The 21,985-nt window shown below is 72.9% G+C and carries 26 protein-coding genes; 21 read left to right on the forward strand and 5 right to left on the reverse strand.

From position 1 onward, the window contains the following. From IO30_RS40745 to ygfZ, 12 genes are all read left to right on the forward strand, one after another. A complete protein-coding gene (locus IO30_RS40745; RefSeq protein WP_373316473.1) occupies nt 1-1,647 on the forward strand; it encodes a hypothetical protein in 1,647 nt (548 codons plus the stop codon). 65 nt (nt 1,648-1,712) lie between these two features. Continuing rightward, nucleotides 1,713-2,429 carry an LmeA family phospholipid-binding protein gene (locus IO30_RS0121655; RefSeq protein WP_031145201.1) on the forward strand — a complete coding sequence of 239 codons (717 nt, stop codon included), beginning with the start codon at nt 1,713-1,715 and terminating at the stop codon, nt 2,427-2,429. Nucleotides 2,430-2,590: 161 nt separating this feature from the next. Continuing rightward, the gene (locus IO30_RS48150) at nt 2,591-2,674 is read left to right on the forward strand and encodes a putative leader peptide (protein WP_350206375.1); all 84 of its coding nucleotides are present in this window, start codon (nt 2,591-2,593) and stop codon (nt 2,672-2,674) included. A 209-nt stretch (nt 2,675-2,883) separates the two neighbouring features. After that, the gene (locus IO30_RS0121660; protein ID WP_031145202.1) at nt 2,884-3,729 is read left to right on the forward strand and encodes a sulfurtransferase; all 846 of its coding nucleotides are present in this window, start codon (nt 2,884-2,886) and stop codon (nt 3,727-3,729) included. 62 nt (nt 3,730-3,791) lie between these two features. Beyond that, nucleotides 3,792-4,082, forward strand: a complete 291-nt coding sequence (locus IO30_RS0121665) for a DUF1416 domain-containing protein (RefSeq protein WP_031145203.1) — start codon at nt 3,792-3,794, stop codon at nt 4,080-4,082. A 116-nt stretch (nt 4,083-4,198) separates the two neighbouring features. Next, a complete protein-coding gene (locus IO30_RS0121670) occupies nt 4,199-4,462 on the forward strand; it encodes a DUF3099 domain-containing protein (protein WP_031145204.1) in 264 nt (87 codons plus the stop codon). Nucleotides 4,463-4,650: 188 nt separating this feature from the next. Continuing rightward, a complete protein-coding gene (locus IO30_RS46440; protein WP_051902488.1) occupies nt 4,651-5,523 on the forward strand; it encodes a hypothetical protein in 873 nt (290 codons plus the stop codon). Continuing rightward, a complete protein-coding gene (locus IO30_RS0121680) occupies nt 5,520-6,353 on the forward strand; it encodes a hypothetical protein (protein ID WP_078904788.1) in 834 nt (277 codons plus the stop codon). Before IO30_RS46440 ends, IO30_RS0121680 begins: the two co-directional genes overlap by 4 nt. Further along, the gene (locus IO30_RS0121685) at nt 6,350-7,270 is read left to right on the forward strand and encodes a hypothetical protein (RefSeq protein WP_202205111.1); all 921 of its coding nucleotides are present in this window, start codon (nt 6,350-6,352) and stop codon (nt 7,268-7,270) included. The genes IO30_RS0121680 and IO30_RS0121685 overlap by 4 nt, the downstream gene beginning before the upstream one ends. A gap of 268 nt (nt 7,271-7,538) precedes the next feature. Continuing rightward, complete coding sequence (locus tag IO30_RS0121695; RefSeq protein WP_031145208.1) at nt 7,539-8,111, forward strand: heme-binding beta-barrel domain-containing protein; 573 nt, start codon at nt 7,539-7,541, stop codon at nt 8,109-8,111. A gap of 85 nt (nt 8,112-8,196) precedes the next feature. Then, nucleotides 8,197-8,658 carry a Fur family transcriptional regulator gene (locus IO30_RS0121700; RefSeq protein ID WP_031145209.1) on the forward strand — a complete coding sequence of 154 codons (462 nt, stop codon included), beginning with the start codon at nt 8,197-8,199 and terminating at the stop codon, nt 8,656-8,658. A gap of 21 nt (nt 8,659-8,679) precedes the next feature. Further along, the gene (gene ygfZ, locus IO30_RS0121705; RefSeq protein WP_031145210.1) at nt 8,680-9,645 is read left to right on the forward strand and encodes a CAF17-like 4Fe-4S cluster assembly/insertion protein YgfZ; all 966 of its coding nucleotides are present in this window, start codon (nt 8,680-8,682) and stop codon (nt 9,643-9,645) included. A 6-nt stretch (nt 9,646-9,651) separates the two neighbouring features. On the opposite strand, the gene dtd is transcribed toward ygfZ, so the two are convergent. Then, nucleotides 9,652-10,077: a D-aminoacyl-tRNA deacylase gene (gene dtd, locus IO30_RS0121710; RefSeq protein WP_031145211.1), complete on the reverse strand. Its 426-nt coding sequence runs from the start codon at nt 10,075-10,077 to the stop codon at nt 9,652-9,654. A gap of 136 nt (nt 10,078-10,213) precedes the next feature. Between dtd and IO30_RS0121715 the strand changes: the two genes are divergently transcribed. The 4 genes from IO30_RS0121715 (at nt 10,214) to IO30_RS0121730 (ending at nt 13,959) form a co-directional block, all read left to right on the forward strand. Continuing rightward, complete coding sequence (locus tag IO30_RS0121715; RefSeq protein WP_031145212.1) at nt 10,214-10,789, forward strand: RsiG family protein; 576 nt, start codon at nt 10,214-10,216, stop codon at nt 10,787-10,789. A gap of 117 nt (nt 10,790-10,906) precedes the next feature. Further along, complete coding sequence (locus IO30_RS0121720; protein WP_031145213.1) at nt 10,907-12,151, forward strand: GNAT family N-acetyltransferase; 1,245 nt, start codon at nt 10,907-10,909, stop codon at nt 12,149-12,151. A gap of 122 nt (nt 12,152-12,273) precedes the next feature. Further along, nucleotides 12,274-13,146, forward strand: coding sequence for a sigma-70 family RNA polymerase sigma factor (locus tag IO30_RS0121725; protein ID WP_031145214.1), 873 nt, complete (start codon nt 12,274-12,276; stop codon nt 13,144-13,146). A 45-nt stretch (nt 13,147-13,191) separates the two neighbouring features. Continuing rightward, nucleotides 13,192-13,959, forward strand: a complete 768-nt coding sequence (locus IO30_RS0121730) for a putative protein N(5)-glutamine methyltransferase (RefSeq protein ID WP_245234194.1) — start codon at nt 13,192-13,194, stop codon at nt 13,957-13,959. Here the strand turns inward: IO30_RS0121730 and IO30_RS0121735 are convergent. Together IO30_RS0121735 and IO30_RS0121740 are read right to left on the reverse strand one after the other, a co-directional pair. Then, nucleotides 13,956-14,561, reverse strand: coding sequence for an isochorismatase family protein (locus IO30_RS0121735; RefSeq protein WP_031145216.1), 606 nt, complete (start codon nt 14,559-14,561; stop codon nt 13,956-13,958). The genes IO30_RS0121730 and IO30_RS0121735 overlap by 4 nt on opposite strands. Nucleotides 14,562-14,672: 111 nt before the next feature. Further along, nucleotides 14,673-15,656, reverse strand: coding sequence for a GlxA family transcriptional regulator (locus tag IO30_RS0121740; RefSeq protein WP_031145217.1), 984 nt, complete (start codon nt 15,654-15,656; stop codon nt 14,673-14,675). Between the two features lie 78 nt (nt 15,657-15,734). On the opposite strand from IO30_RS0121740, the gene IO30_RS0121745 reads away from it, so the two are divergent. From IO30_RS0121745 to IO30_RS0121765, 5 genes are all read left to right on the forward strand, one after another. After that, nucleotides 15,735-16,637 carry an SMI1/KNR4 family protein gene (locus tag IO30_RS0121745; protein ID WP_031145218.1) on the forward strand — a complete coding sequence of 301 codons (903 nt, stop codon included), beginning with the start codon at nt 15,735-15,737 and terminating at the stop codon, nt 16,635-16,637. 110 nt (nt 16,638-16,747) lie between these two features. Then, entirely contained in the window at nt 16,748-17,518 is a 771-nt protein-coding gene (locus IO30_RS0121750) for a hypothetical protein (RefSeq protein ID WP_031145219.1), read from the forward strand. 46 nt (nt 17,519-17,564) lie between these two features. Next, nucleotides 17,565-17,957: a helix-turn-helix domain-containing protein gene (locus IO30_RS0121755; RefSeq protein WP_031145220.1), complete on the forward strand. Its 393-nt coding sequence runs from the start codon at nt 17,565-17,567 to the stop codon at nt 17,955-17,957. 23 nt (nt 17,958-17,980) lie between these two features. Continuing rightward, nucleotides 17,981-18,538, forward strand: coding sequence for a hypothetical protein (locus IO30_RS0121760; protein ID WP_031145221.1), 558 nt, complete (start codon nt 17,981-17,983; stop codon nt 18,536-18,538). A 129-nt stretch (nt 18,539-18,667) separates the two neighbouring features. Continuing rightward, nucleotides 18,668-19,009: a DUF2516 family protein gene (locus IO30_RS0121765; RefSeq protein ID WP_031145222.1), complete on the forward strand. Its 342-nt coding sequence runs from the start codon at nt 18,668-18,670 to the stop codon at nt 19,007-19,009. A 67-nt stretch (nt 19,010-19,076) separates the two neighbouring features. On the opposite strand, the gene IO30_RS0121770 is transcribed toward IO30_RS0121765, so the two are convergent. Beyond that, complete coding sequence (locus IO30_RS0121770) at nt 19,077-20,414, reverse strand: PP2C family protein-serine/threonine phosphatase (RefSeq protein WP_031145223.1); 1,338 nt, start codon at nt 20,412-20,414, stop codon at nt 19,077-19,079. A gap of 338 nt (nt 20,415-20,752) precedes the next feature. Beyond that, on the reverse strand, nt 20,753-21,820 hold the full coding sequence (locus IO30_RS0121775; protein ID WP_031145224.1) for a C40 family peptidase: 1,068 nt from the start codon (nt 21,818-21,820) through the stop codon (nt 20,753-20,755). Between the last annotated feature and the right edge of the window lie 165 nt (nt 21,821-21,985).

The raw sequence follows: 21,985 nt of genomic DNA on the forward strand, positions 1-21,985 counted from the left end.
ATGACTACACCGAGCACGCCTGAGGAACAGCAGCAACAGCAAGAGCAGCAGCAGCACCAGCAGCAGCACCAACAGCAACAGCAACAGCAACAGCAAGAGCAGTACCAGCAGTACCAGCAGGATCCGTACGGGACCCAGACCTGGCAGGCCGAGACCTGGGAGACCGGCTACCAGCCGGTGCACCCGCCGCTGGGCGCGGTGCCCGGGCAGCCGGTGGCGCCCGAGGGCTGGTTCCGGGACGAGGCCCCCCATACCCCGGCCCCGGCCCCGGCCGAGGAGACCGCGTACCTGCCGCCGTACCAGGACGCCGGTCAGCAGCAGCAGGGCGTGGCTCCGGACGGCTGGTTCCGCGACGAGGTCCAGGCCCCGCAGGCCCCCCAGGCCCAGGCTGCGGCGCCCGCCCAGGACTGGTCCCTGGCGGCCGAGACGGCCTATCTGCCGCCGTACCAGGAGCCCGTGGCCCCGGCCCAGGCCTCGGCCGAGGAGACCGCGTACCTGCCGCCGTACCAGGACGCCGGTCAGCAGCAGCAGGGCGCGGCTGCGGACGGCTGGTTCCGCGACGAGGTCCAGGCCCCGCAGGCCCCCCAGGCCCAGGCGCCCGTCCAGGACTGGTCCCGGGGCGGTTCGCCCTGGCCGGACGTCTCCGCGGCCGAGCAGACCGCGTACCTGCCGCCACAGGAGCCGGCACCTGCCCAGGCCCCGGCCCCGCATTCGGCCGAGGAGACGGCGTACCTGCCGCCCTACCCCGGCCCGGCGGCCGACGCTGCCCAGGGCCCGGCCCGTGCTCACGGCGCCCACGCCGCCCCGGCCCACGCCGCCCCGGCTCCGGCCCCGGCTCCGGGTGAGGAGCCGGCCTGGTCGCCGCCGACCCTCGCGGGCAACACCATCCGCGCGGTCGACCCCGCGCAGGCCCGCGCCGAAGGCCTCTCGCCGATCATCGACCCGGGTCCGCAGTCGGCCCTGCTGACCGCCGCCCTCGGGGTGCTGCTGGCCGTGGCCGCCGCCCTCGGGGAGTTCGCCCTGCTCGTGCCGCTGATCGCGCTCCAGGGCCTCACCGCGGCCGGCTGGTTCCGTCTCAACGGGATGTGGCCGGCCCGCCAGGGCATCGCCCTGGCCTTCCTCGGGGCCCTCGTCGCCGATGCCGCCGTGCTCGCGGTGGACCGGCCGTACGGCCCCGGCGCGATCATCGGGACGCTCGGCGCCTGGGTGCTGCTCACGCTGGTGCTCCAGCTGCGCAGCCACGCCGATCCGGACGAGCGGATGTACGGCCTGATGGCCTCCGTGGCCTCGGCCGCCCTCGCCATCGTCTGCGCGGGCTATCTGGCCGCCGGTTCCGAAGCCGTCACCGTCGGCGGCGCGGCCGTCGCCGCTGCCGTCTTCGCCCGCGCGCTCCCGCTGCCCACCGCGCCCTCGGTGGGCGTCTCGCTGGCCTCCGCCGCGGGTGCGGGCATCGCGGTCGGCGGGCTGACCGTCGGGGCGGGCGGCGGGGCGCTGCTCGGGCTGGCCGCCGGGGTGTGCGCCCTGATCGGGCTGCGCGTGGCGGCGTACGACTACCCGTCGAAGTTCGTGCACATGACGGCCGGTGTCGCGCTGCCGCTGGCGGCCGCCGCACCCGCCGTCTACCTGATCGGCCGGGTGGTGGGCTGACGGCCGCTTCACGGCCGAGCATGGTCAACTAGAACGCACGTACCGATTAGTAGGGGGTGGGACGCGTGCGTTTCCTGCGCATCTTTGTGATCGTCGTCGTGGTGCTGGGGGCCCTGCTCGCCGGGGTGGACCGCTGGGCGGTCGGCTACGCCGAGAACCGGCTGGCCGACCGGATACAGGCCCGGCAGGGGCTGTCCGGCAGCACCGACGTGGAGATACACGGCTTCCCCTTCCTGACCCAGGCGCTCAGCCACGACCTGGACCGGGTCGACCTGCGCCTCAAGGGCGTGGACGCCACGGCGGACGGCCGCAAGACGCGTCTGTCGGAGCTCACCGCGCGCTTCCACGGCGTGAAGCTGAACGGGGACTACACCGGCGGCACCGCCGAGCGGGCCGAGGGCTCCGCGCTGATCACGTACGCGGACCTCACCGCGGCCTCGCAGACCGGTGCGACGCTGACCTACGGCGGGGCCCCGAACAAGGTGAAGGTCACCGCGACCGTCGAGGTCCTCGGCAAGTCCCTGACGCGCAGCGTGGTGTCCAGCGTCAGCCTGGTGGACGCCGAGGGCGGCAAGGGCGGCAAGATCGTCCGGGTGCGCGCCGACGAGGTGCCGGGCGAGGGCATTCCGGGGATCGAGAAGATGGTCCGCAAGAAGACCGACTTCGACCGCAGGCTCGACGACGGCCTCCCGGCCGGGCTCCAGCTGACGGCGCTGACCTCGGACGAGGCCGGTGTGCACCTCACGCTGGGCGGCTCGGACGTGGTGCTGGCCGGATCGTGAGACGGAGGGGTCCGCTCCGCAGATGGACGGGCCCCACGGGGCGCCCCGGGGGCGGCGCGGCGGCCGCCCGGGGCGTTCGTATCCCACTATTCGGACGATCCTGTCTCGGAATATGACACGCCGGTGACAGGGCGGCTGATTCGTCCCTACGATCCATGGCTATGAAGCATCAGCAGGCGGACCTCACGAAGCGGCGGGCAGTAGACCTGTGTCGCGTCGCCGCCATGCTCTGTCGATCCATGTGACCTGTGAGCGCATCCGCTCCACCCAGCCGGACGACAGCCTTTCCCGCGTGACCGCACCCGCCTCCTGATCCCTGCCGCCTCCCCGCGCAGGACCGGTGAGCGTACCCGGACGCACGCAAGCACCACCCGCAGCCAGCAGGTTTCACGGCCCGCAGGTCCGCAGCCGTACCAGCACAGCCCCGCCGCACACTGCCCCGGAGGAGAACATCATGAGCCGCAGCGACGTCCTCGTAGACGCCGACTGGGTCGAGGCCCACCTGAACGACGCGAACGTCGTCATCGTCGAGGTGGACGAGGACACGTCCGCGTACGACAAGAACCACATCACCAACGCCGTCCGGATCGACTGGAAGAGCGACCTCCAGGACCCGGTCCGCCGTGACTTCGTGGACCAGGAGGGCTTCGAGAAGCTCCTCTCCGCCAAGGGCATCTCCAACGACGACACCGTCGTCCTCTACGGCGGCAACAACAACTGGTTCGCGTCCTACGCCTACTGGTACTTCAAGCTCTACGGCCACCAGGACGTCAAGCTCCTCGACGGCGGCCGCAAGAAGTGGGAGCTCGACTCCCGCGACCTGGTCGACGGCAAGGACGTCCCGAACCGCCCGGCCACCGAGTACAAGGCCAAGGCCCAGGACACCTCGATCCGCGCCTTCCGCGACGACGTCGTGAGCGCGATCGGCTCCCTGAACCTGGTCGACGTCCGCTCGCCCGACGAGTTCTCCGGCAAGCTGCTCGCCCCGGCGCACCTCCCGCAGGAGCAGTCGCAGCGTCCCGGCCACGTGCCGAGCGCCCGCAACATCCCGTGGTCGAAGAACGCCAACGACGACGGCACCTTCAAGTCGGACGAAGACCTGACCGCCCTCTACGAGGCCGAGCAGGTCGACCTGGCGAAGGACACCATCGCCTACTGCCGCATCGGTGAGCGCTCCGCGCTCACGTGGTTCGTCCTGCACGAGCTCCTGGGCCAGGAGAACGTCAAGAACTACGACGGTTCGTGGACCGAGTACGGCTCGCTGGTCGGCGTGCCGATCGAGCTCGGCCCCAACAAGTAACCCTGCCGGGCACGCAGGGCCCGTAGTAGCCAGTACGACCTCTCTAGGACAGGACAGAGAACATGTGTGGAGCACAGATCGGCGGGCCCGACCTCGCCACGCTGAAGCCCGGTGAGACCGCGATCCAGGGTCAGATCACCAAGGGCGGCGAGCCGGTGTCCGGTTACGTCCGTCTGCTGGACTCGACCGGCGAGTTCACCGCCGAGGTCCCGACCTCGGCCACCGGCCAGTTCCGCTTCTACGCCGCCACCGGCTCCTGGACGCTGCGGGCGCTCGTCCCGGGTGCCACGGCGGACCGCAGCGTCGTGGTCGCCGAGGCCGGCGGCGTGACGGACGTGGCGATCGCGGTCTGACCGACCGTGCTCGAACACTGATCGACCGGCCGAAGGGCCGCACCTCCGGGGGTTGGACGCCACTGGACCGAGGTGCGGCCCTTCGCGCCTTTCCGTTTCCGCCCTACGCTGGAGACATGTACGCGCGGCGTCGGCGCTCCTACTTCCTGCTCATGGGCGGATGCCTGTTCCTCTTCGTCTCCGCCTGGTCCTTCGTGCGGCTGTTCTCGGTGGAGGCGGCCGTGGCCCTGTGCGTGGTCGCCATGGTCATTCCGCCGGTCGCCGCGATGATCGCGAACCGGCGCGGCCCGGACGACCGCTGGTGGGACGACCCCTCGGGCGACGAGAAGTCCGACGAGTGGTGGGACGAGCTCGACGGCAAGCGGCGCCGCGAGGACTGAACCGCCGCCGCGATACGGAAACGTGATCCAATTCCGCACAACTGCTCCCCCGTAGGGCTGGTCATGTACACGCGGGCACCTGAACCCGCGCCTGACGTCCTGTGGGGGGACTTTCGTTGTCATCTGAACAGACCACACCTGACCTGCGGAAAGAGGAGGCAGGTGGACCGGACTCGGACTCTCCGCCCGTGCCCCCGCCCACCGCACCCGACCCGGCCCCGCCCACCGCACCCGACCCGGCCCCGACCCCGGAGCCCGCGCCGGAACCGACCCCGGCCCCCGAGCCCGCGCCGGCCCCCGAGCCCGACCCGGAGCCCGCGCCGGCCCCCGAGCCCGCGGCCCGCCGCCGCGGCCGGGCCCGTACGCCCCTGCTGATCGCCGCCGCCGCCGTCCTCGGCGTCCTCGCGGGCACGGTCACCGGCTACGCCGTCCAGTACGACCGCGCCCCCACCCCGCTCCCGCCGCTGGCCCAGCCGAAGCTGGACGCCCCGGCACCGCTGGCCCTGGACGAGACGTCCAGCGTGCGCTCGGTCCACGCCAACCGCTGGCACAAGAGCGACGAAGACCTCTCCCAACTGCTGATCGAGGCGCCCGCCGGAGCCAGGACGAGCTTCTCCGGCTACGTGTCCCCGGACTCCTTCGCGGCGGACTTCTTCGACCATCCCGGCCCGGGCCTGCGCGCCCTCGTCGTCGACGACATCCGGCGGATCGCGTCCCGGCGGTGGGAACAGGGCGACAGCGACTTCGTCGACGTCACCCTGCTGCAGTTCAGGGCGCGGGCCGGCGCGGACAACTTCCAGGCCAGCCAGGGTTCGTACATGTCCGAGAAGGGCTTCGCAGGGAACGACGGCATGGGAGTTCCCGGGATCCCCGGGGGCGCCGGCCACGCGTGGATCGACTCCGAGGTCAGTGAGGAGCCCGGCTTCCTCCCCATGCGCGGTGCGCGGGCCGTCCTGCGGCGGGGCGACATCGTCATCGACATCCACTACAGCAACAACCGCGGCAAGGTCGACAAGGACGTGCTCCTCGACCTCGCCAAGCGGCAGATGGAGCGGCTGTGAGCGAGCAGCAGAACGACGAGAGCGTGACGGCCGAGGCCCCGGTGACCGCGTCCGGCGCGGAACCGGCAGCCCCGGCCCGGGCGCCCCGCAGGCGCAGGCGCACCGTGTTCGCACTGGCTGGCGGCGGCCTCGGACTCGCGCTCCTCGCGGGCGCCGGGCTCTGGGCGGCGGAGATGCTCGACGCAGCGGACCGGACCGCCCCGACGCAGTACTGGGCGGCGGCCGGGGACGACTCCACCACGTCGACGACCCCCGCCCCGACCGTCCCGCCGAACGCCCTGGTGGCCAGGCTGCTGCCCCTGCCCCGCGGGTACGAGGCCGGCCCGGACCTGGACGAGGAGGGCAACGACTTCTACGTGTCGGGCGAGCGCGCCGCGGAGAGCTTCAAAGGCACCCGCACGGGGCTGTCCGCCAAGGAGCGCGGGGAACGGGACAAGGCCCTGGCCGAGCTGAAGCTCAAGGGGCTGGCCGGGCGCAGTTACCTCGCGGGCAACGGCGTGGTCAGCGGGATCCACCTCACCCAGGCGGATCCCGCGGCCCTGGCCTCCTTCTCCGACTTCGCCAAGAAACTCCTCGGGATGCTGGGCGAGGACCGCGAGGCCCCGAAGATCGAAGGCTTCCCCGAGGCCCGGTGCGCCCTGTACGCAGTCGTCGACGAGGAGGCCAAGGACAAGGACAAGGGGAAGATCGATTCCCTCGAGTGCGTGGCCGTCGAGGGGGACGTCCTGGTGACGTTCCGGACGTACGGGACCACGGACTTCGTGAAGAAGTCCGCGGACCTGTTCACGCAGCAGCTGAAGCACCTGAAGTCCCCGGGGGAGTCCGCGTGACCGAGAACACCACCATCACCACCGGCGCCGCCCCCGTCCGGGAACAGGAAGCCGCCGAGGGCGCCGAGGGCGCGGTCCGGCAGGACGAGGCCCCGGCGACCGGACCCGCTGCCGCCGAGGTCCCCGCCCCCGCCGCGGCCCGCAAGGGGCGCCGCGTCCTGTTCGCCGCGCTGCGCTGGACGGCGGCCGTCCTCGTCTTCGCGGGGGCCGGCGCCGGGGTCGCCCACACGCTGCTCCAGTCCGAGCGCACCGACCTCCCGGGGCTGTCCACCCAGGGCGACGGCCGCTGGTCGTACCCCGTGCTGGCCAGGCCCGAGCTGCCGGCCGGCGCCCCGCTCCCCGACGGCGCGGACAACCAGGACGGCACCCACTTCGCCGCGCTCTCCGCGCTGCTGCTCCCGGCCCCCGAGGGCGCCGGGGCCGACGAGGGCTTCAAGGCGGACCAGGACGGGGTCGTCACCCCGGACGCCTTCCTGGAGGAGTACGTCCCCGACGCCCGGGCCGCGATGAAGGAGGGCTTCGAGTACGAGGGGCTCCGGCAGATCACCGGCCGGGCCTGGACGATGCCGGACGGCACGCGCACCCGGATCTACCTGCTGCGCTTCCACTCCTCCGGCTTCGGGGACCTCTTCCCCGGCTGCGCCGCGGACACGAAGCTGGTGGGAGCCTCCGTCATCGGTACGGACCTGGACTGGTCCAAGGCCAAGGGCTCCCAGCGCAACAACCTCGCCGACTACATCAAGGTCAACGACGTCACCCTCTTCGAGGAGAAGAAGCCCCACGGCGACACCCAGACCCGGCTGGGCTGCCTCCAGGCGGGGGATGTGCAGGGCGTGGTCATCCAGTCCCGCAAGGACGGGGCGCCCGCCGTTCCCTTCCACCAGACGGTGATCCTCCAGGGCCAGCTGCTGAGCTGACGCCCGGGAGGGGCGCCGGGAACGGCCCACCTCGCAGAGTGCGCCGGTCCCCGGGCCAGTAGGCTTGGGGACCGGCCCGTACACCGCACCGAATCCTCCGAGGAGCACCCCGTGCTTGAGGCAGTCTTCACCTCCCTGCTGGTCCTGGTCTGCGTCGGCGTCATGGCCTTCACCGGCCTGGCCGTCAAGAAGCTCTACCAGGGCCAGCGCTGAGCCCCGGCTCCGCTGACCGCCCCGGAACCCCTCCCACAGATCGCCTGAGCCATTCATGATCCAGATCCCGTCCGACCTGAACCCGGGCCTCGTCCCCCTCGCCTTCCTCCTCGGAAACTGGGAGGGCGCGGGCGTCTTCGACTTCCCGGGTGAGGAAAAGTGCAACTTCGGCCAGGAGGTCGTCTTCACCCACGACGGGCGGGACTTCCTGGAGTACACCTCCCACACCTGGGTCCTCGACGCCGAGGGCAACAAGGTGCGGCCGCTGGAGTCCGAATCGGGTTACTGGCGCATCGACAAGGACCGCAAGGTCGAGATCGTCATGGTCCGTGACCAGGGCGTCGTCGAGGTCTGGTACGGCGACCTCGCCGACCAGAAGCCCCAGATCGACATCGTCACGGACGCCGTCGCGCGCACCGCGGCCTCCGGCCCGTACAGCGGCGGCAAGCGGCTCTACGGCTACGTGAAGAGCGACCTCATGTGGGTCGGCGAGAAGGCCACCCCGGACGTCGAGCTGCGCCCGTACATGTCGGCCCAGCTCAAGAAGGTCGTCACGCCCGAGGAGGTCGCCGAGATGGCGCGCAACCTCCCGGACATGCCGGACGACGGCATCGCCTTCTTCCGCTGACGCCGGCGGATCCGCCCACAGGCTGTGTACGAAGGGGACCGCGGGAAGCCCGCGGTCCCCTTCGCGCGCTTACACTGGCCGGGTGGTGAGCACCGACAGTTCCGAAGGCACCGAGGGCACCGACTGGAAGACGGACCTGCGCCAGCGCGGGTACCGGCTGACCCCCCAGCGCCAGCTCGTCCTGGAGGCTGTGGACTCCCTGGAGCACGCCACCCCGGACGAGATCCTGGTCCAGGTGCGCAAGACGGCCTCCGGGGTGAACATCTCCACCGTGTACCGGACGCTGGAGCTCCTGGAGGAGCTGGGGCTGGTCTCGCACGCCCATCTGGGTCACGGGGCCCCCACCTACCACCTCGCCGACCGGCACCACCACATCCACCTGGTCTGCCGCGAGTGCTCCGACGTCATCGAGGCGGACGTGGACGTCGCCGCCGAGTTCACCGCGAAGCTCCGTACCACCTTCGGGTTCGAGACCGACATGAAGCACTTCGCGATCTTCGGGCTCTGCAAGAAATGTGCCGCCAAACACCGTGCCGCCAACGCGTGACCGGGTCGTAGGCTTGGCCCCATGACCAGCCCTTTGCTCCACCTCCCCGGCGCCGTGCAGGCCGAAGGCCGCGACGAGGGCGTCGCCGCCCACTACGGAGAGCTGTACGGCGAACAGCGTGCCCTCGCGAACGGCCGCGGCTTCGTCGACCTCTCGCACCGCGGAGTCGTCACCGTCACCGGCCCGGAGCGGCTGAGCTGGCTGCACCTGCTGCTCACCCAGCACCTCACGGAGCTGCCGTCCGGCCAGGCCACCGAAGCGCTGATCCTCTCCGCCAACGGCCACATCGAGCACGCGCTGTACCTCGTCGACGACGGCGAGACGACCTGGGCGCACGTGGAGCCCGGGACGCAGGAGGCGCTGATCGCCTACCTGGAGTCCATGAAGTTCTTCTACCGCGTGGAAGTCGCCGACCGCACCGCGGAGTTCGCGGTCGTGCACCTGCCGGCCGGGTCCATCGCCGAGCTGGGCAAGGAGCACGCCGTGCGGGAGACCGCGCACGGCCGTGACGTCTTCCTGCCCCGCGCCGAGCTGGAGGCCTTCGCCGCCGCGCACGGTCCGGCCGCGGGCCTGCTCGCCTATGAGGCCCTGCGCGTCGAGGCGCACCGGCCGCGGCTCGGCCTGGAGACCGACCACCGCACCATCCCGCACGAGCTGGGCTGGATCGGCAGCGCCGTCCACCTCCAGAAGGGCTGCTACCGCGGCCAGGAGACGGTCGCCCGCGTCCACAACCTGGGGAAGCCCCCGCGCCGCCTGGTCTTCCTCCACCTGGACGGCTCCGAGGTGCTGCTCCCGGCGCACGGCACCCCGGTCCGGCTCGCCGCGGACGGGGAGGAGGGCCGCCAGCTGGGCTTCGTGACCACGGCCGTCCGCCACCACGAGCTGGGCCCGATCGCGCTCGCCCTGGTGAAGAGGAACGTTCCGGTGGACGCCCCGCTGCTGGTCGGCAAGACGGCCGCCGCGCAGGAGGTAGTCGTCGCGCCCTGACAGGCCCTAGACGTCGATGACGATGGTGAACGGGCCGTGGTTGGTGAGCGAGACCCTCATGTCCGCGCCGAACCGGCCCGTCTCCACCGTCGCCCCCAGCGCCCGCAGCTGCGCGACGACCTCGTCGACCAGGGGCTGCGCGACGGGGCCAGGCGCGGCCGCGTTCCAGGTGGGCCGGCGGCCCTTGCGGGCGTCTCCGTAGAGGGTGAACTGGGAGATCACCAGCAGCGGCGCGTCCACGTCGCTGCAGGACTTCTCCGCCTCCAGAATCCGCACCGACCACAGCTTGCGCGCCAGCACCGCGGCCTTCTCCGGCGTGTCGTCGTGGGTCACCCCCACCAGGACGCACAGCCCCTCGCCGACGATCTCGCCGACCGTCTCACCGGCCACGACCACGCTCGCGCCGTCCACCCTCTGCACCACTGCTCGCATACCACCTGTGTACCAGGCGTGCACCCGTCCGGGGCCGATCGGGTGGAGTGGGACTGCACGGTGCCCACGGAGAGTGGCACGATGCACGCAGGCGGTGCGGGTGCGCCGCACCGGTCGAGGGGACGGACTCGTTCGTATGAATACTTCTGGTACCTCCGTACCTGCTTCACCCGCCTCCGTGTCAGCTGCCGCGGTACGACCGCCCGCGCAGCGCACCGCCGACACGCAGCCGCCGGCGGCGCAGACCAGCTCGCTCGGCCTGCCCGAACTGCGCGCCCTGCGCCGTGACGCGCAGCGCGACGAGGCCGATCTGAGTTACGTGCGCCGCCTGCTCCAGGGCCGCATCGACATCCTGCGGGCCGAACTCGCCCGGCGCAGCGACCCCGAGAGCCCGGTCGTGGACAGGCTGTCGGAGATCCTCGCGGACGCCCCCTCCACCCGCAGCGCCTCGGCCCGGCACGTCACGCTCGGCACCCCGCACAGCGAGGAGTACCGGGTGCTGGCGGCGGAGATGCTCTCCGACGTGGAGCTGTCGGACCTCGGCGCCCGCACGGACGCCGAGCTGTACGACGGGATGGGCCGGCTGGTGCGGTACGAGCAGCAGGTCTCGCGCCGCCGCCAGCAGCTCCAGCGGACGGTCGACGACTGCAGCGCCGAGATCACCCGGCGTTACCGGGAGGGCGAGGCGCAGGTGGACGACCTGCTGGCCTGAGCCGCGGCGGGCCGAGGCGGGCGCGGCGGGGCGCGGCGGGACGCGGCGGGACGCGCCGGGCCGGGCCGGGGAAAATTCGGGCGACGCGGGCCGGTGCGCCGATTAGCGTGGCCGGTCATGAGCGCTGACGTCCGGCCGATCGCCGAACCCGAACTCGCCGAGTGGATGACGACCCTGAACAAGGGGTTCCTGAGCGCGGCCGGTGTCACCGCCTCCGATGTCGCCCAGCGGGCCGCGCACAGCGACCTCGGCCGTCTCCTGGGCGGCTTCGACACCGTCACCGGCCGGTGCGTCGCGACCTTCCGCTCCTTCTCCCAGCAGCTGACCGTGCCGGGCGGTGCGGCCGTCGCGGCCAGTGCCGTCTCGAACGTCGCCGTGCTGCCCACGCACCGCCGCCAGGGCCTGCTGAGCCGGATGATGGCCGCCGAGCTGACCGCGGCCCGTGCGCGCGGCGACGTCCTGTCGACGCTGATCGCCGCCGAGTACCCGATCTACGGGCGGTACGGCTACGGGCCCGCCGCGCTGGCCGCGGAGTGGGAGATCGACGTACCGCGCACCGGGCTCGACCGGCGCCGGCCGGCGCCCGCGGACGGCGGGCGCATCGACCTGGTGGACGTGGCCGAGGTGCGCCGGGTGGGCCCGGAGCTGCACGAGCGGCTGCGGGCGGCCGTGCCCGGGGTGGTGGACCGTGACGCGCGCTGGTGGGACCTGGCGACCGGGCGGGAGGAGATCTCGTACCGCCCGTACAAGGAGAAGTTCCACGCGGTGTACCGGACGGCGGCGGGTGAGGTCGCCGGGCTGGTCTCCTACCGGGCCGACGACCACTGGACGGATGCGAAGGTCCCGCTGAACACCGTCCAGGTCACGGACCTGATCGCGGTCACCCCGGATGCGGAGCGGGCGCTGTGGCACTTCCTGTGCTCCATCGACTGGGTGCTGAAGGTCCGCACCGGCCTGCGGGCCCCCGACGACCTCGTGGCCCACCTGCTCCCCGACGCCCGGTCGGCGCGTCCCCTGACCTCGGCGGACTTCCTGTGGGTGCGGCTGCTGGACGTCGAGGCGGCGCTGCGGGCGCGGACGTACGCCGTGCCCGGGGTCCTCGTCCTGGAGGTGACCGACGCGGACGGTCTGGCGGACGGCCGCTACCGGCTGGACGCGGGCACCGGTGCCTGCGCGCGGACCGGGGACGCGGCGGACCTGCGGCTGGACGTGGCCGCGCTGGGCTCCCTCTACCTCGGTGACGAGTCCGCGGCGCGGCTGGCCGCGCTCGGCCGGGTGAGCGAGGAACGGCCCGGGGCGCTCGTGCTGGCCGACGCGGTCTTCCGTACGGGGCGCAGGCCCTGGTGCCCGGACGTCTTCTGAGCCGCGGCGGCGGTTCCTGCTCCGGCCCCGTCACATCGGCGGTCCGCAGTACGTCAGGGCGGTGAAGGGGCACCGGTGCACTGCGGCACCGGCGTACGGACGGACGGACGAGGGGGACCGGGATGACCGGCGACAGCGCGTACCTGGCGGAGCAGTTCGAGGAGAAGCGCGGGCACCTGCGGGCGGTCGCCTACCGGATGCTCGGATCGCTGTCCGAGGCCGAGGACGCCGTGCAGGAGGCCTGGTTCCGGCTCGACCGTACGGACACGCGTGCCGTGGAGAACCTCGGCGGCTGGCTGACCACGGTCGTCGCCCGGGTCTGCCTGGACCAGCTGCGTTCGCGCAAGGCGCGCCGCGAGGAGTCCCTCGACGGGGCGGTGGGCTTCCCGGAGCCGCTGCTGAGCCCGCCGGACGGGATGGACCCGGAGCAGGAGGTGCTGCTCGCGGACTCGGTGGGGCTCGCGCTGCTCGTCGTACTGGAGCAACTGGCGCCCGCGGAACGGCTGTCGTTCGTGCTGCACGACATGTTCGGGGTGCCCTTCGACGAGATCGCGCCCATCGTGGAGCGGACCCCGGCCGCGGCCCGCCAGCTGGCGAGCCGGGCGCGCCGGCGGGTGCAGGGCGGGGCACCGGCCCCGGACGTGGGCACGGGGCGGCAGAAGGAGATCGTCGGGGCCTTCCTCGCCGCGGCCCGGGGCGGCAGCTTCGAGGGCCTGATCGCGGTCCTCGACCCGGACGTCGTGCTGCGCGTGGACCTGTCCGAAACGGCTCTGGGGGCGCAGGCGGTGGCCCGTCAGGCGCTCACCTTCCAGCGGCTGGCGCCGTACGCGCGCCCGGCGCTGGTCAACGGGGTGCCCGGGCTGGTCACGATCACTCCGGAGGGCAAGGCGGTCGCCGTCATGGGGCTCACGGTCAGCGGCGGACGTATCGTCGCGATCGACATCCTGGCGGATCCCGAACGCCTGCAGCAGGTGGACGTCACGGTGCTGGACTGAAGCACCGTCGGTGAACGAGGACTGAGGTAGAGGTATTTGAAGTCACTGGTGGAATCCCTGCGTGCGGCCGGCTGCGTCTTCGCCGAGGAGGAGGCGGACCTGCTGGTCGGGGCGGCCCGGGACGACGGTCACCTGGCGCAGATGCTGGCCCGCCGGGTGGCCGGCGAACCGCTGGAACACGTCGTGGGCTGGGCGGAGTTCTGCGGGCTGCGCATGGAGGTCGGGGCGGGTGCCTTCGTGCCGCGCCGGCGTACCGAGTTCCTGGTGGAGCAGGCGGTGGCGCTGACCCGGCCCGGCGCGGTGGTGCTCGACCTGTGCTGCGGGGTCGGCGCGCTGGGCGCGGCGGTGGCGGCGCGCGCGCCGGGCGGGGTGGAGCTGCACGCGGCGGACGTCGACCCGGCGGCGCTGGCGTACGCGCGGCGCAACGTGGCCCCGTACGGCGGCGCGGTGTGGGAGGGCGACCTGTTCGGGGCGCTCCCGGCGGGGCTGCGGGGCCGGGTCGACGTGCTGGTGGTCAATGCCCCGTACGTCCCGACGCAGGAGATCGCCCTGATGCCGCCGGAGGCCCGGGACCACGAGCCGCTGGTCTCCCTGGACGGGGGCGCGGACGGGCTGGACGTCCACCGCAGGGTCGCGGCGGGCGCACTGCCGTGGCTGGCCCCCGGCGGGCACCTGCTGATCGAGACGAGCGCCCGCCAGTGCCCGGTCACGGCCGCGGCCCTGACCTCGGCGGGCTTCGAGACCAGGGCGCTCACCTCGGAGGAGCTGTACGCGACGGTGGTGATCGGGAGCGTCCGCGCGCAGGCGTCCTAGTCGCGGGTGAGGTGGCCGACGGTGGGGGCCACGACGCCGAACAGGTCGGCGACGGTGGTCAGGGCGGCGCTCTGGAGGGCGGCGGCGGGCACGGTGGCGCCGTCGGGTGCGGGCAGGGCGCGGGTGGCGGTCGCCTCGGCGACGACGGCGGGCCGGTAGCCGCGGTTGAAGGCGCCCTGGGCGGTGAAGGTGACGCACATGTGGGTCATGAACCCGGCCAGCACCAGGTCGGGTCCCGCGCCCAGTTCGCGCAGCGTCTTCTCCAGGTCCGTGGCGTGGAAGGCGTCGGGGACCTGCTTGACCACGACCGGTTCGCCCGCCACGGGGGCCACTTCGGGGCTGATGGCGCCGATCTCGGCGCGGATGTCGTACGGGGTGCCCTCGCCCCCGTCGTTGACGACGTGGACGACCGGCGCGCCGGCGGCGCGGGCGGCGGCGAGGAGGCGGGCTCCGGCGGCGAGGGCGGGCTCGGCGCCGTCGAGGGTCATGACGCCGGTGCGGTAGGTGTTCTGGAAATCGATCATGATCAGGGTGGTGTCGGCGAGGCGGGGCAGGGTGTCGTCGAGGCCGCTGATGTCGCGCAGGGTACGGGACGCATTCATGGGTGAAACACTCCATTTCGGGTGGTGAACGGGCGCGGCGGAACCGCCCTCGCGGGTCGGGCCGACGGCCGGGGCTCGTGCGGGTTCGCGTGCGGGTTCGCGTACGGAAGGTCAGGAAAGGGTGCGGAAGCGGCGCCGGTAGGACGCCGGGGTGGTGTTGATCTGCTTGCGGAAGGCCCGGTGCAGCGTTTCCACCGAGCCCAGTCCGCTGGCCGAGGCGACCTGTTCCAACGGCTCGTCGGTGGTCTCCAGCAGGCGCCGGGCCGCCTCCACCCGGGCGGCTTCCACGTAGGAGGCCGGGCTGGTACCGGTCTCCTGGCGGAACACCCGGGCGAAGTGCCGCTCGCTCAGGCACATGCGCCCCGCGAGCGCGGCCGCCGACAGGTCCCCGTCGAGGTGCTCGGTGATGAACACCCGCAGCTCGTCGATGTCGCGGCGGGCCGCCGCCGGACGGCTGAGCGGCACGCTGAACTGGCTCTGGCCGCCCTGCCGGCGCAGGTACATCACCAGCTGCCGGGCCACGGCCAGGGCCAGTTCCTCGCCGTGGTCCTCGGCCACCAGGGCGAGCGCCAGGTCCATGCAGGTGCTGATGCCGGCCCCGGTCCACACCCGGCCGGAGCGGACGAAGATCGGGTCGGCGTCCACCCGTACCCGCGGGTGCTCGGCGGCGAGCTGGGCCGCGGTCGACCAGTGGGTGGTCGCCCGCCGCCCGTCCAGGAGCCCGGCGGCCGCGAGCAGGTGCGCCCCCACGCACACCGACGCGATCCGCCGGGCGTGCGGAGCCGTGGCCCGCACCCACTCCACCACCGCGTCGTCGACCCGGGCCACCGGACCGCACGGTCCCATGTCCACGGCGCCGGGCACCAGCAGCGTGTCCACCGAGGCCCCCACCCCGGCGAAGGTCAGGTCCGCCACCAGGCGCACCCCGGCCGAGGTGACGACCGGCCCGGCGTCGGGCGCGGCGAGCCGCACCTCGTACCCTGCCGCGCCCCCGGTCTCCCGGTTGGCCAGGGCGAAGACCTCGGCCGGGCCGGTGACGTCGAGCAGGTCGACGTCGGGGAAGACCGCGATGACGACGCGGTGGGGAGTGGGCATGCGTCCATGGTCACGGCAGCGGGCCATGACGGCAATGACGGCCTTCTGTCACATCCGGACACCGCTTAGCCTGCCCGCATGACGCACACGAGCACCGCGGCCGGACGGGAGCGCACGGTGCGGCTGATACCCCCGCCGGCCGTGCCCGTCGACGCCCGCGGGGACTGGCGGGCCGTCGAGGCCGGACTCGGTGTCCGGCTGCCCGACGACTACAAGTGGCTGGTGGAGACGTACGGCTGGGGGGAGTTCTGCGACCTGCTCTACCTCCGGACGCCCTTCGGCACGAACGCGCACAACGGCATCGAGTGGCAGACGGCATACGGGCCGGACCCCGTGGACGTGGACCCGGACCGGTACCCGTACCCCCTGCACCCGGAACCGGGCGGGCTGCTGGTCTGGGGCACGACCATGGACGCAGACCGGCTGTGCTGGCGCACCGGGGGACCCGCGGGCGAGTGGCCCGTCGTGGTGTGGAGCAGCGAGGGCTGGTACGAGACCCGGCCGATGGGCGCGGCGGAGTTCCTGACGAGCTGGGCCGCCGGGGAGGTCGCACTGCGCCTGCTCGGCGGGATGCCGCCGGGGCTGGCGCCGTGGTTCAACACGTTCCGTCCCCGTACCCACCGGTGCCTGGTGCTCTCCGATGGGCCCCTCGTCCACGACGAGCGCCTGCGCGTCCTGCGCGGGGCGCTGGCCCCGACCGCGGACCGGGGCTCCTGGCGCTCGGAGCGCGACGGGTCGGGCCAGGACCACTTCGCGACCGTCGGCGCCGACTGGCAGCTGACCTACGACACCGACCGGCCCCACCAGATCCGGATCGACTTCCCGCCCGAGGACAGCGGGGCGGTCCGGCAGCGCCTGTTCGCCGCCGTGGAGCGGATGGGCTGCCGGGTCCTGGAGGTCACGACCGCGGCGGGCACCGGCCTGGCCACCTGGGACACCCCCACGGACGAGGACGAGGACGACGAGCGCCCCGTCGGCTGAGCGTTGCCGGGACCCGGCAGCCGGACGGGGGCGCAACGCTGCCGTCGGCAGGTCTGACGGGCGGTCCGCCACGCGTGGCTCCATGGGGGCAGGACGACGAGGGGGCGGGGATGACGACGGTACGGACGGGACGGACGTGGCTGGGAGCGGCGGGCTGGGCGCTGATCGGGGTGGCGCTGCTGACGGGCTCCCTGGGCCCCGGCCTGTGGGTCTCCGGGCAGGTGGCCGACGAACGGGCCTTCCTGACGGCGCCGCCGTGCGGCGCCGGCGGGGTGGCGGGGGACAGCCGTGACGCCCCGGACACCGCGGACTGCCTGCGGACGGTCCTGGGGACCGTCGAGTCCGCCGAGGTGGCGAAGAGCGGACGGGCGAAGGTGTTCCGGGTGATGCTCCGGCCGCCCGTTCCGGCCCCCGCGAACCGGTCGCTGAACCTGGACCGGCAGGGGGAGCTGGCGGAGCTCATCGAGCCGGGGGACGAGGTGGAGGTCAGGACCTGGCGCGACATCCAGGTCTCCGTCAGCCGAGGCGCGGTCAGCGAGACCCTGCCCGGGCTGCCGGACGAGGACGCCGCCATGACCACCGGGTTCACGCTGGTCGGTGTCTGGCTGGCGGCCCTGGCCTTCGTCGCCGGCTTCGGCAGTGCGCGGCGGGCCCGTCGTGCCGCGGCCGGGCGGCCCTTCGCACCCCGGGTCTCCTTCGGCCCGGCGAAGGCCGTGGGTGTGGTGGCCGTACCGTTGGTGGCCGGGTTCGCGGCGGGCCGGATCTGGGACGGCTGGGCGGCGGTCGCGATGACGGTGCTCATCTCGGCCCTGGTGGCGCTCCCGGCCACGGTCGCCGCCCTGCGCTGGGACCGCGACGGCTCGCGCGAGTGGGAGCTGTAGCAAGCATCTGCTTGCAAAAGTTAGCAAGGTGCGGCAGGATCGGGGCATGGCATCGCTCAACGTCGGAAATCTCGGCGAATACCTCCGCGAGCAGCGGCGGCAGGCCCAGCTCTCGCTGCGGCAGCTGGCCGAGGCGGCGGGAGTGTCGAATCCGTACCTGAGCCAGATCGAGCGCGGGCTGCGCAAGCCGAGCGCGGACATCCTCCAGCAGCTGGCCAAGGCGCTGCGGATCTCCGCGGAGACGCTGTACGTGCAGGCCGGGATCCTGGATGAGCGGGACCGGGACGAGGTGGAGACGCGCGCCGTCATCCTCGCCGACCCGTCCATCAACGAGCAGCAGAAGCAGGTGCTGCTCCAGGTCTACGAGTCGTTCCGCAAGGAGAACGCACTCGACGCCCCGGCGGAGCCCGCCGGCGAGATGCCGTCGAAGACGAACTGAACTTGATCCGGGAGGACCACCGCATGGCCATCGCCGATGACCTGAAGAAGACCCTCACCGACCCGACGCCCCTCTACTTCGCGGCCGGCACCGCCGACCTCGCCGTGCAGCAGGCCAAGAAGGTGCCGGGGCTCATCGAGCAGCTGCGCGCCGAGGCCCCCGCGCGCATCGAGGCCGTGAAGAACACCGACCCGAAGGTCGTGCAGGAGAAGGCCAAGGAGGCGCAGGAGGCGGTCTCCGCCAAGGTCGCCGAGGTGTTCGGCGCGATCGACCCGAAGAAGCTCGGGGAGGCCGCGCAGGACCTGGCGCTGCGCGGGGTCGGCGTGGCCGCGGAGTACGCCGTACGGGCCAAGGAGACCTACGACAAGGTCGCCGAGCACGGCGAGCAGGCCGTGCGCGGCTGGCGGGGCGAGGTCTCCGAGGAGATCGTCGACATCGCCGTGGCCGTCGAGCCGGAGCCCGAGGCGCAGCCGGCCCCGGTGGCCGAGGCCGCCGCCGAGGAGAAGCCCGCCGCCCGGAAGACCACCGCGCGCAAGAGCACGGCGAAGAAGGCCGCCGTCACGGCGGGCGACGAGAGCTGAGCCGCATGCAGTACGGCGGGCCGGGCACCTGCGAGGTGTCCGGCCCGTTGTAGTTCGTGAAGGAGAACGGGCCGGTAGCGTGGAGTCGCACGGCATCTGGCCCGCGAGGACGAGAAGGCGGTCGAAGCGATGTTGATGGACAGGTTCGATCAAGGGGTGATCCCGTTGCTCGGGCTCGCCATGCTGGCGCTCGCGGTCGTGGCCTTCGTCCTCGCCCTGGTGGCGCGTGAGGACGCGTACCGGGCTGCCGACAAGAAGACCAAGACCTTCTGGCTGGTCCTCCTCGGCATCACCGTCCTCGTGGACTTCTTCCTGCCGCAGATGCTGTTCCTGATGATCGCCGGCCTGGTCGCCACGATCGTCTTCTTCGTCGACGTGCGCCCGGCCCTCAAGCAGGTCTCGGGCGGCGGCAAGCGCCGTGGCGGCAGCAGCAGTGACGGGCCGTACGGGCCCTACAACGGCGGACGGTAGTCAGCCGGCCGCAGCACCCGCAGTCTCGCCGTGTCGCCTCCGTCTCCGCTTCCGCGGCGCCGAGTCCTCAGCCCTCGGCGCGGGAGAGCAGGACCACCGCGACGTCGTCGGTGAGCTCGCCGCCGTTGAGCCGGCGGGCCTCGGTCACCGAGGCCTCCAGCAGGCCCTCGCCGCTCAGGCCGCGGTCCAGGTGCCGGTTGATCATCTCGACCATGCCGTCCTGGCCCAGGCGTTCCTTGCCCTCGCCGATGCGGCCCTCGATCAGGCCGTCGGTGTAGAGCATCAGGCTCCAGGTGCCGCCGAGCTCCACCTGGCGGCGGGGCCAGCGGGCGCGCGGCAGCAGCCCCAGGGCCGGGCCGCTGTTCTCGTACGGGAGCAGCCGCGCGGGGCGGCCGGGCCGGGAGATCAGCGGGGCGGGATGGCCGGCCAGGCACAGGCCCGCGCGGCGGCCGTCCGGGGAGATGTCCACCGTGCACAGCGTCGCGAAGATCTCCTCGCAGGGCCGCTCCACCTCCAGGACCTCCTGGAGGGTGGCCAGCAGGTCGTCGCCGCACAGCCCGGCCAGCGTCAGGGCGCGCCAGGCGATGCGCAGCTCGACGCCCAGGGCCGCCTCGTCGGGGCCGTGGCCGCAGACGTCGCCGATCATGGCGTGGACGGTGCCGTCGGGGGTGCGGACGGTGTCGTAGAAGTCGCCGCCGAGCAGGGCCCGGCTGCGGCCGGGGCGGTAGCGGGCGGCGAAGCGGAGGTCGGAGCCCTCCAGCAGCGGGGTGGGGAGCAGACCGCGTTCCAGACGGGCGTTCTCCTGGGCGCGCAGTTTCGATTCTGCAAGCTTGTACTGGGCGATGTCGGCCCGTTTTCTCTCCACCGCGTAGCGGATGGTGCGGCTCAGCAGCCGGCCGTCCAGCTCGTCCCGGAAGAGGAAGTCCTGTGCGCCGACCCGGACGGCCTCGGCGGCGCGCTCGGCGTCGGCCTCGCAGGCGAGGACGAGGACGGCGTGGCGCGGGGCGAGGCGCAGGACCTGGCGCAGGGTGGCCAGCTGGTCCACGGAGGTGCCGGCCGGGGGAGTCGCGGTGCCCGTCGTACGGGGGCCCGCGTCCGGGAGCGACAGGTCGAGCAGGATGCAGTGCACGTCGGGCGTGAGCAGGCGTGCGGCCTCGGTGAGGTTGCGGGCGGTGCGCAGCCGGATGCGGTGGCCGTCGGCGTCGAGGATCTCGGGGACGGTGAGGCCGCCCGCGGGGTCGTCCTCGATGACCAGCAGGGTCAGCGGGGTGGTGTGGGCGGTCGCCGCAGGGGTCGCTGCAGGCGGCGCCGGCGCGGCGGCGAGCTGTTCCGCGGCGGTGCGCAGAACGCCCTGAGCGCTCTCCGTGGCGGGGGTGTCCCTCTGCCGCGGTACGGGTACGGGCATCGTCTCCGGTTCCTTCCCTCCCCCCGAGGGTGCGCTCGTCCGGCCGACCCTAGCGGTCCCGGCCCGGCGAGCGGAATGCCGCTCCGGGCGAGGGCTTCCGTCATATGCCGTTATCGCGGGGGAAAATCGGCTCACTGGATGACCAACGTCACGGAGGGGCCGTGGTCCGTCCCGTCTAGCGAGACGTCACGGCCGCCCGCTTGGTTGCCTCCGTCGCACGATCTCTCCGGGGCCCTCCCGGCCGGCCGTCCCGCCCGGCCGGCCGTCCCGCCCGGCCGGCCGTCCCGCCCGGCCGCCCGGCCGGCCGTCCCGGCCGTCCCGGCCGTCCGCCCCGCCCGCTAGGAGGCGTCCGGGCGGACGACGGCCTTGATCGGCATCGAGCCCGCGCCCGCCATCGTGACGTTCCGCCCGGGGCGCGGGGCGTGGACCATCGCGCCGTCGCCGACGTACATCCCGACGTGGGTCGCGTCGTCGAAGTAGATGATCAGGTCGCCCGGCCGCATGTCCTTCAGCGCGACCTTCGGCAGCAGCCGCAGCTGCTCCTGCGAGGTGCGCGGGATGCCCTTGCCCGCCGCCCGCCAGGCCTGGGAGGTCAGTCCGGAGCAGTCGAACGAGCCGGGGCCCTCGGCGCCCCAGACGTACGGCTTGCCGATCTGCGCGGTGGCGTACTGGACGGCGGCCTTCCCTGCGTCCGTCGCCAGGCCGTTGACGTCCTTCATCGCGCCCGAGGACAGCCAGGCCTTCTGTGCCTTGTACTGGGCGTCGTGCTCCAGCTGGATGAGACGGGCCTTCTCCTCGGCCTCGAGCTTGTTCTCCAGCTCCTCCGCGGCCTTGATCTTGGCCTCGACCTCCTTCTTGGAGGCCTCCTGCTTGATCCGGTTGGCTTCCAGCTTCTCCCACTGGGCGCTGGCGTCCTTCGCGTACTGCTCCAAGTCGGTCTGGGTGCGGCCCAGTTCGGAGAGCATGTCCGAGGTGGCCTTCTCGCCCTGGCGCAGCAGGTCCGTCCCGTCGAGGTACTTGCTGGGGCTCTCGCTCAGCGCCAGCTTCGCACCCGGCGGCAGCCCGCCCGAGCGGTACTGGGCGCGGGCCGCGGCTCCCGCGCGGCTCTTCAGCGTGGCGATCTTCTCCTGGCCGGCGACGACCAGCTTGGCGATCTCGACGATCTTGTCTGACTGCGCCTTGGCCTCGCTCTCGGCCAGGTTGTAGGCGTCGGTGGCCGTGCCCGCCTGGCGGTAGAGGCCGTCTATCTCCTTGCGGACCCGCTCCAGCGATTCGGCGCCCGGCGCGGGCTGCGGCTCCGGCGCCGCGTACGACGTGCCCACGCCGAGACCCGGGGCCGTCAGTACAGCCAGCGCGCACACCAGCGTGAAGGCGCTCGCGCCCCGCCGTCGCCCTACGGTCCGCATGGTTCCCCCCAGGCACCAGGAGTCAGACCCTCATTGAATCTGACTATTCATCAGTAACTTGTCACCGCCTTCGGGATGGTGCCATGAGTCGATGAAATCCGACACCCTTGTGGACAACGTGCCGATCTTGTACGCCCCATCGGAGTCCCCGCTGCTCCGGCTCCC

This window comes from Streptomyces xanthophaeus, assembly GCF_000725805.1.
In the GTDB taxonomy this organism is placed as follows: domain Bacteria; phylum Actinomycetota; class Actinomycetes; order Streptomycetales; family Streptomycetaceae; genus Streptomyces; species Streptomyces xanthophaeus.

Excerpts from the sequence above, each read along its gene's own strand:
- ygfZ (WP_031145210.1), top strand. The coding sequence starts at position 8,680 with ATGACCAGCCCTTTGCTCCACCTCCCCGGCGCCGTGCAGGCCGAAGGC.
- IO30_RS0121715 (WP_031145212.1), top strand. The coding sequence starts at position 10,214 with ATGAATACTTCTGGTACCTCCGTACCTGCTTCACCCGCCTCCGTGTCA.
- IO30_RS0121740 (WP_031145217.1), bottom strand. The coding sequence starts at position 15,656 with ATGCCCACTCCCCACCGCGTCGTCATCGCGGTCTTCCCCGACGTCGAC.
- IO30_RS0121670 (WP_031145204.1), top strand. The coding sequence starts at position 4,199 with ATGTACGCGCGGCGTCGGCGCTCCTACTTCCTGCTCATGGGCGGATGC.
- IO30_RS0121735 (WP_031145216.1), bottom strand. The coding sequence starts at position 14,561 with ATGAATGCGTCCCGTACCCTGCGCGACATCAGCGGCCTCGACGACACC.
- IO30_RS40745 (WP_373316473.1), top strand. The coding sequence starts at position 1 with ATGACTACACCGAGCACGCCTGAGGAACAGCAGCAACAGCAAGAGCAG.
- IO30_RS0121775 (WP_031145224.1), bottom strand. The coding sequence starts at position 21,820 with ATGCGGACCGTAGGGCGACGGCGGGGCGCGAGCGCCTTCACGCTGGTG.
- IO30_RS0121760 (WP_031145221.1), top strand. The coding sequence starts at position 17,981 with ATGGCCATCGCCGATGACCTGAAGAAGACCCTCACCGACCCGACGCCC.
- IO30_RS0121695 (WP_031145208.1), top strand. The coding sequence starts at position 7,539 with ATGATCCAGATCCCGTCCGACCTGAACCCGGGCCTCGTCCCCCTCGCC.
- dtd (WP_031145211.1), bottom strand. The coding sequence starts at position 10,077 with ATGCGAGCAGTGGTGCAGAGGGTGGACGGCGCGAGCGTGGTCGTGGCC.
- IO30_RS0121745 (WP_031145218.1), top strand. The coding sequence starts at position 15,735 with ATGACGCACACGAGCACCGCGGCCGGACGGGAGCGCACGGTGCGGCTG.
- IO30_RS0121720 (WP_031145213.1), top strand. The coding sequence starts at position 10,907 with ATGAGCGCTGACGTCCGGCCGATCGCCGAACCCGAACTCGCCGAGTGG.
- IO30_RS0121770 (WP_031145223.1), bottom strand. The coding sequence starts at position 20,414 with ATGCCCGTACCCGTACCGCGGCAGAGGGACACCCCCGCCACGGAGAGC.
- IO30_RS0121665 (WP_031145203.1), top strand. The coding sequence starts at position 3,792 with ATGTGTGGAGCACAGATCGGCGGGCCCGACCTCGCCACGCTGAAGCCC.
- IO30_RS0121725 (WP_031145214.1), top strand. The coding sequence starts at position 12,274 with ATGACCGGCGACAGCGCGTACCTGGCGGAGCAGTTCGAGGAGAAGCGC.
- IO30_RS0121755 (WP_031145220.1), top strand. The coding sequence starts at position 17,565 with ATGGCATCGCTCAACGTCGGAAATCTCGGCGAATACCTCCGCGAGCAG.
- IO30_RS48150 (WP_350206375.1), top strand. The coding sequence starts at position 2,591 with ATGAAGCATCAGCAGGCGGACCTCACGAAGCGGCGGGCAGTAGACCTG.
- IO30_RS0121765 (WP_031145222.1), top strand. The coding sequence starts at position 18,668 with ATGTTGATGGACAGGTTCGATCAAGGGGTGATCCCGTTGCTCGGGCTC.
- IO30_RS0121750 (WP_031145219.1), top strand. The coding sequence starts at position 16,748 with ATGACGACGGTACGGACGGGACGGACGTGGCTGGGAGCGGCGGGCTGG.
- IO30_RS0121660 (WP_031145202.1), top strand. The coding sequence starts at position 2,884 with ATGAGCCGCAGCGACGTCCTCGTAGACGCCGACTGGGTCGAGGCCCAC.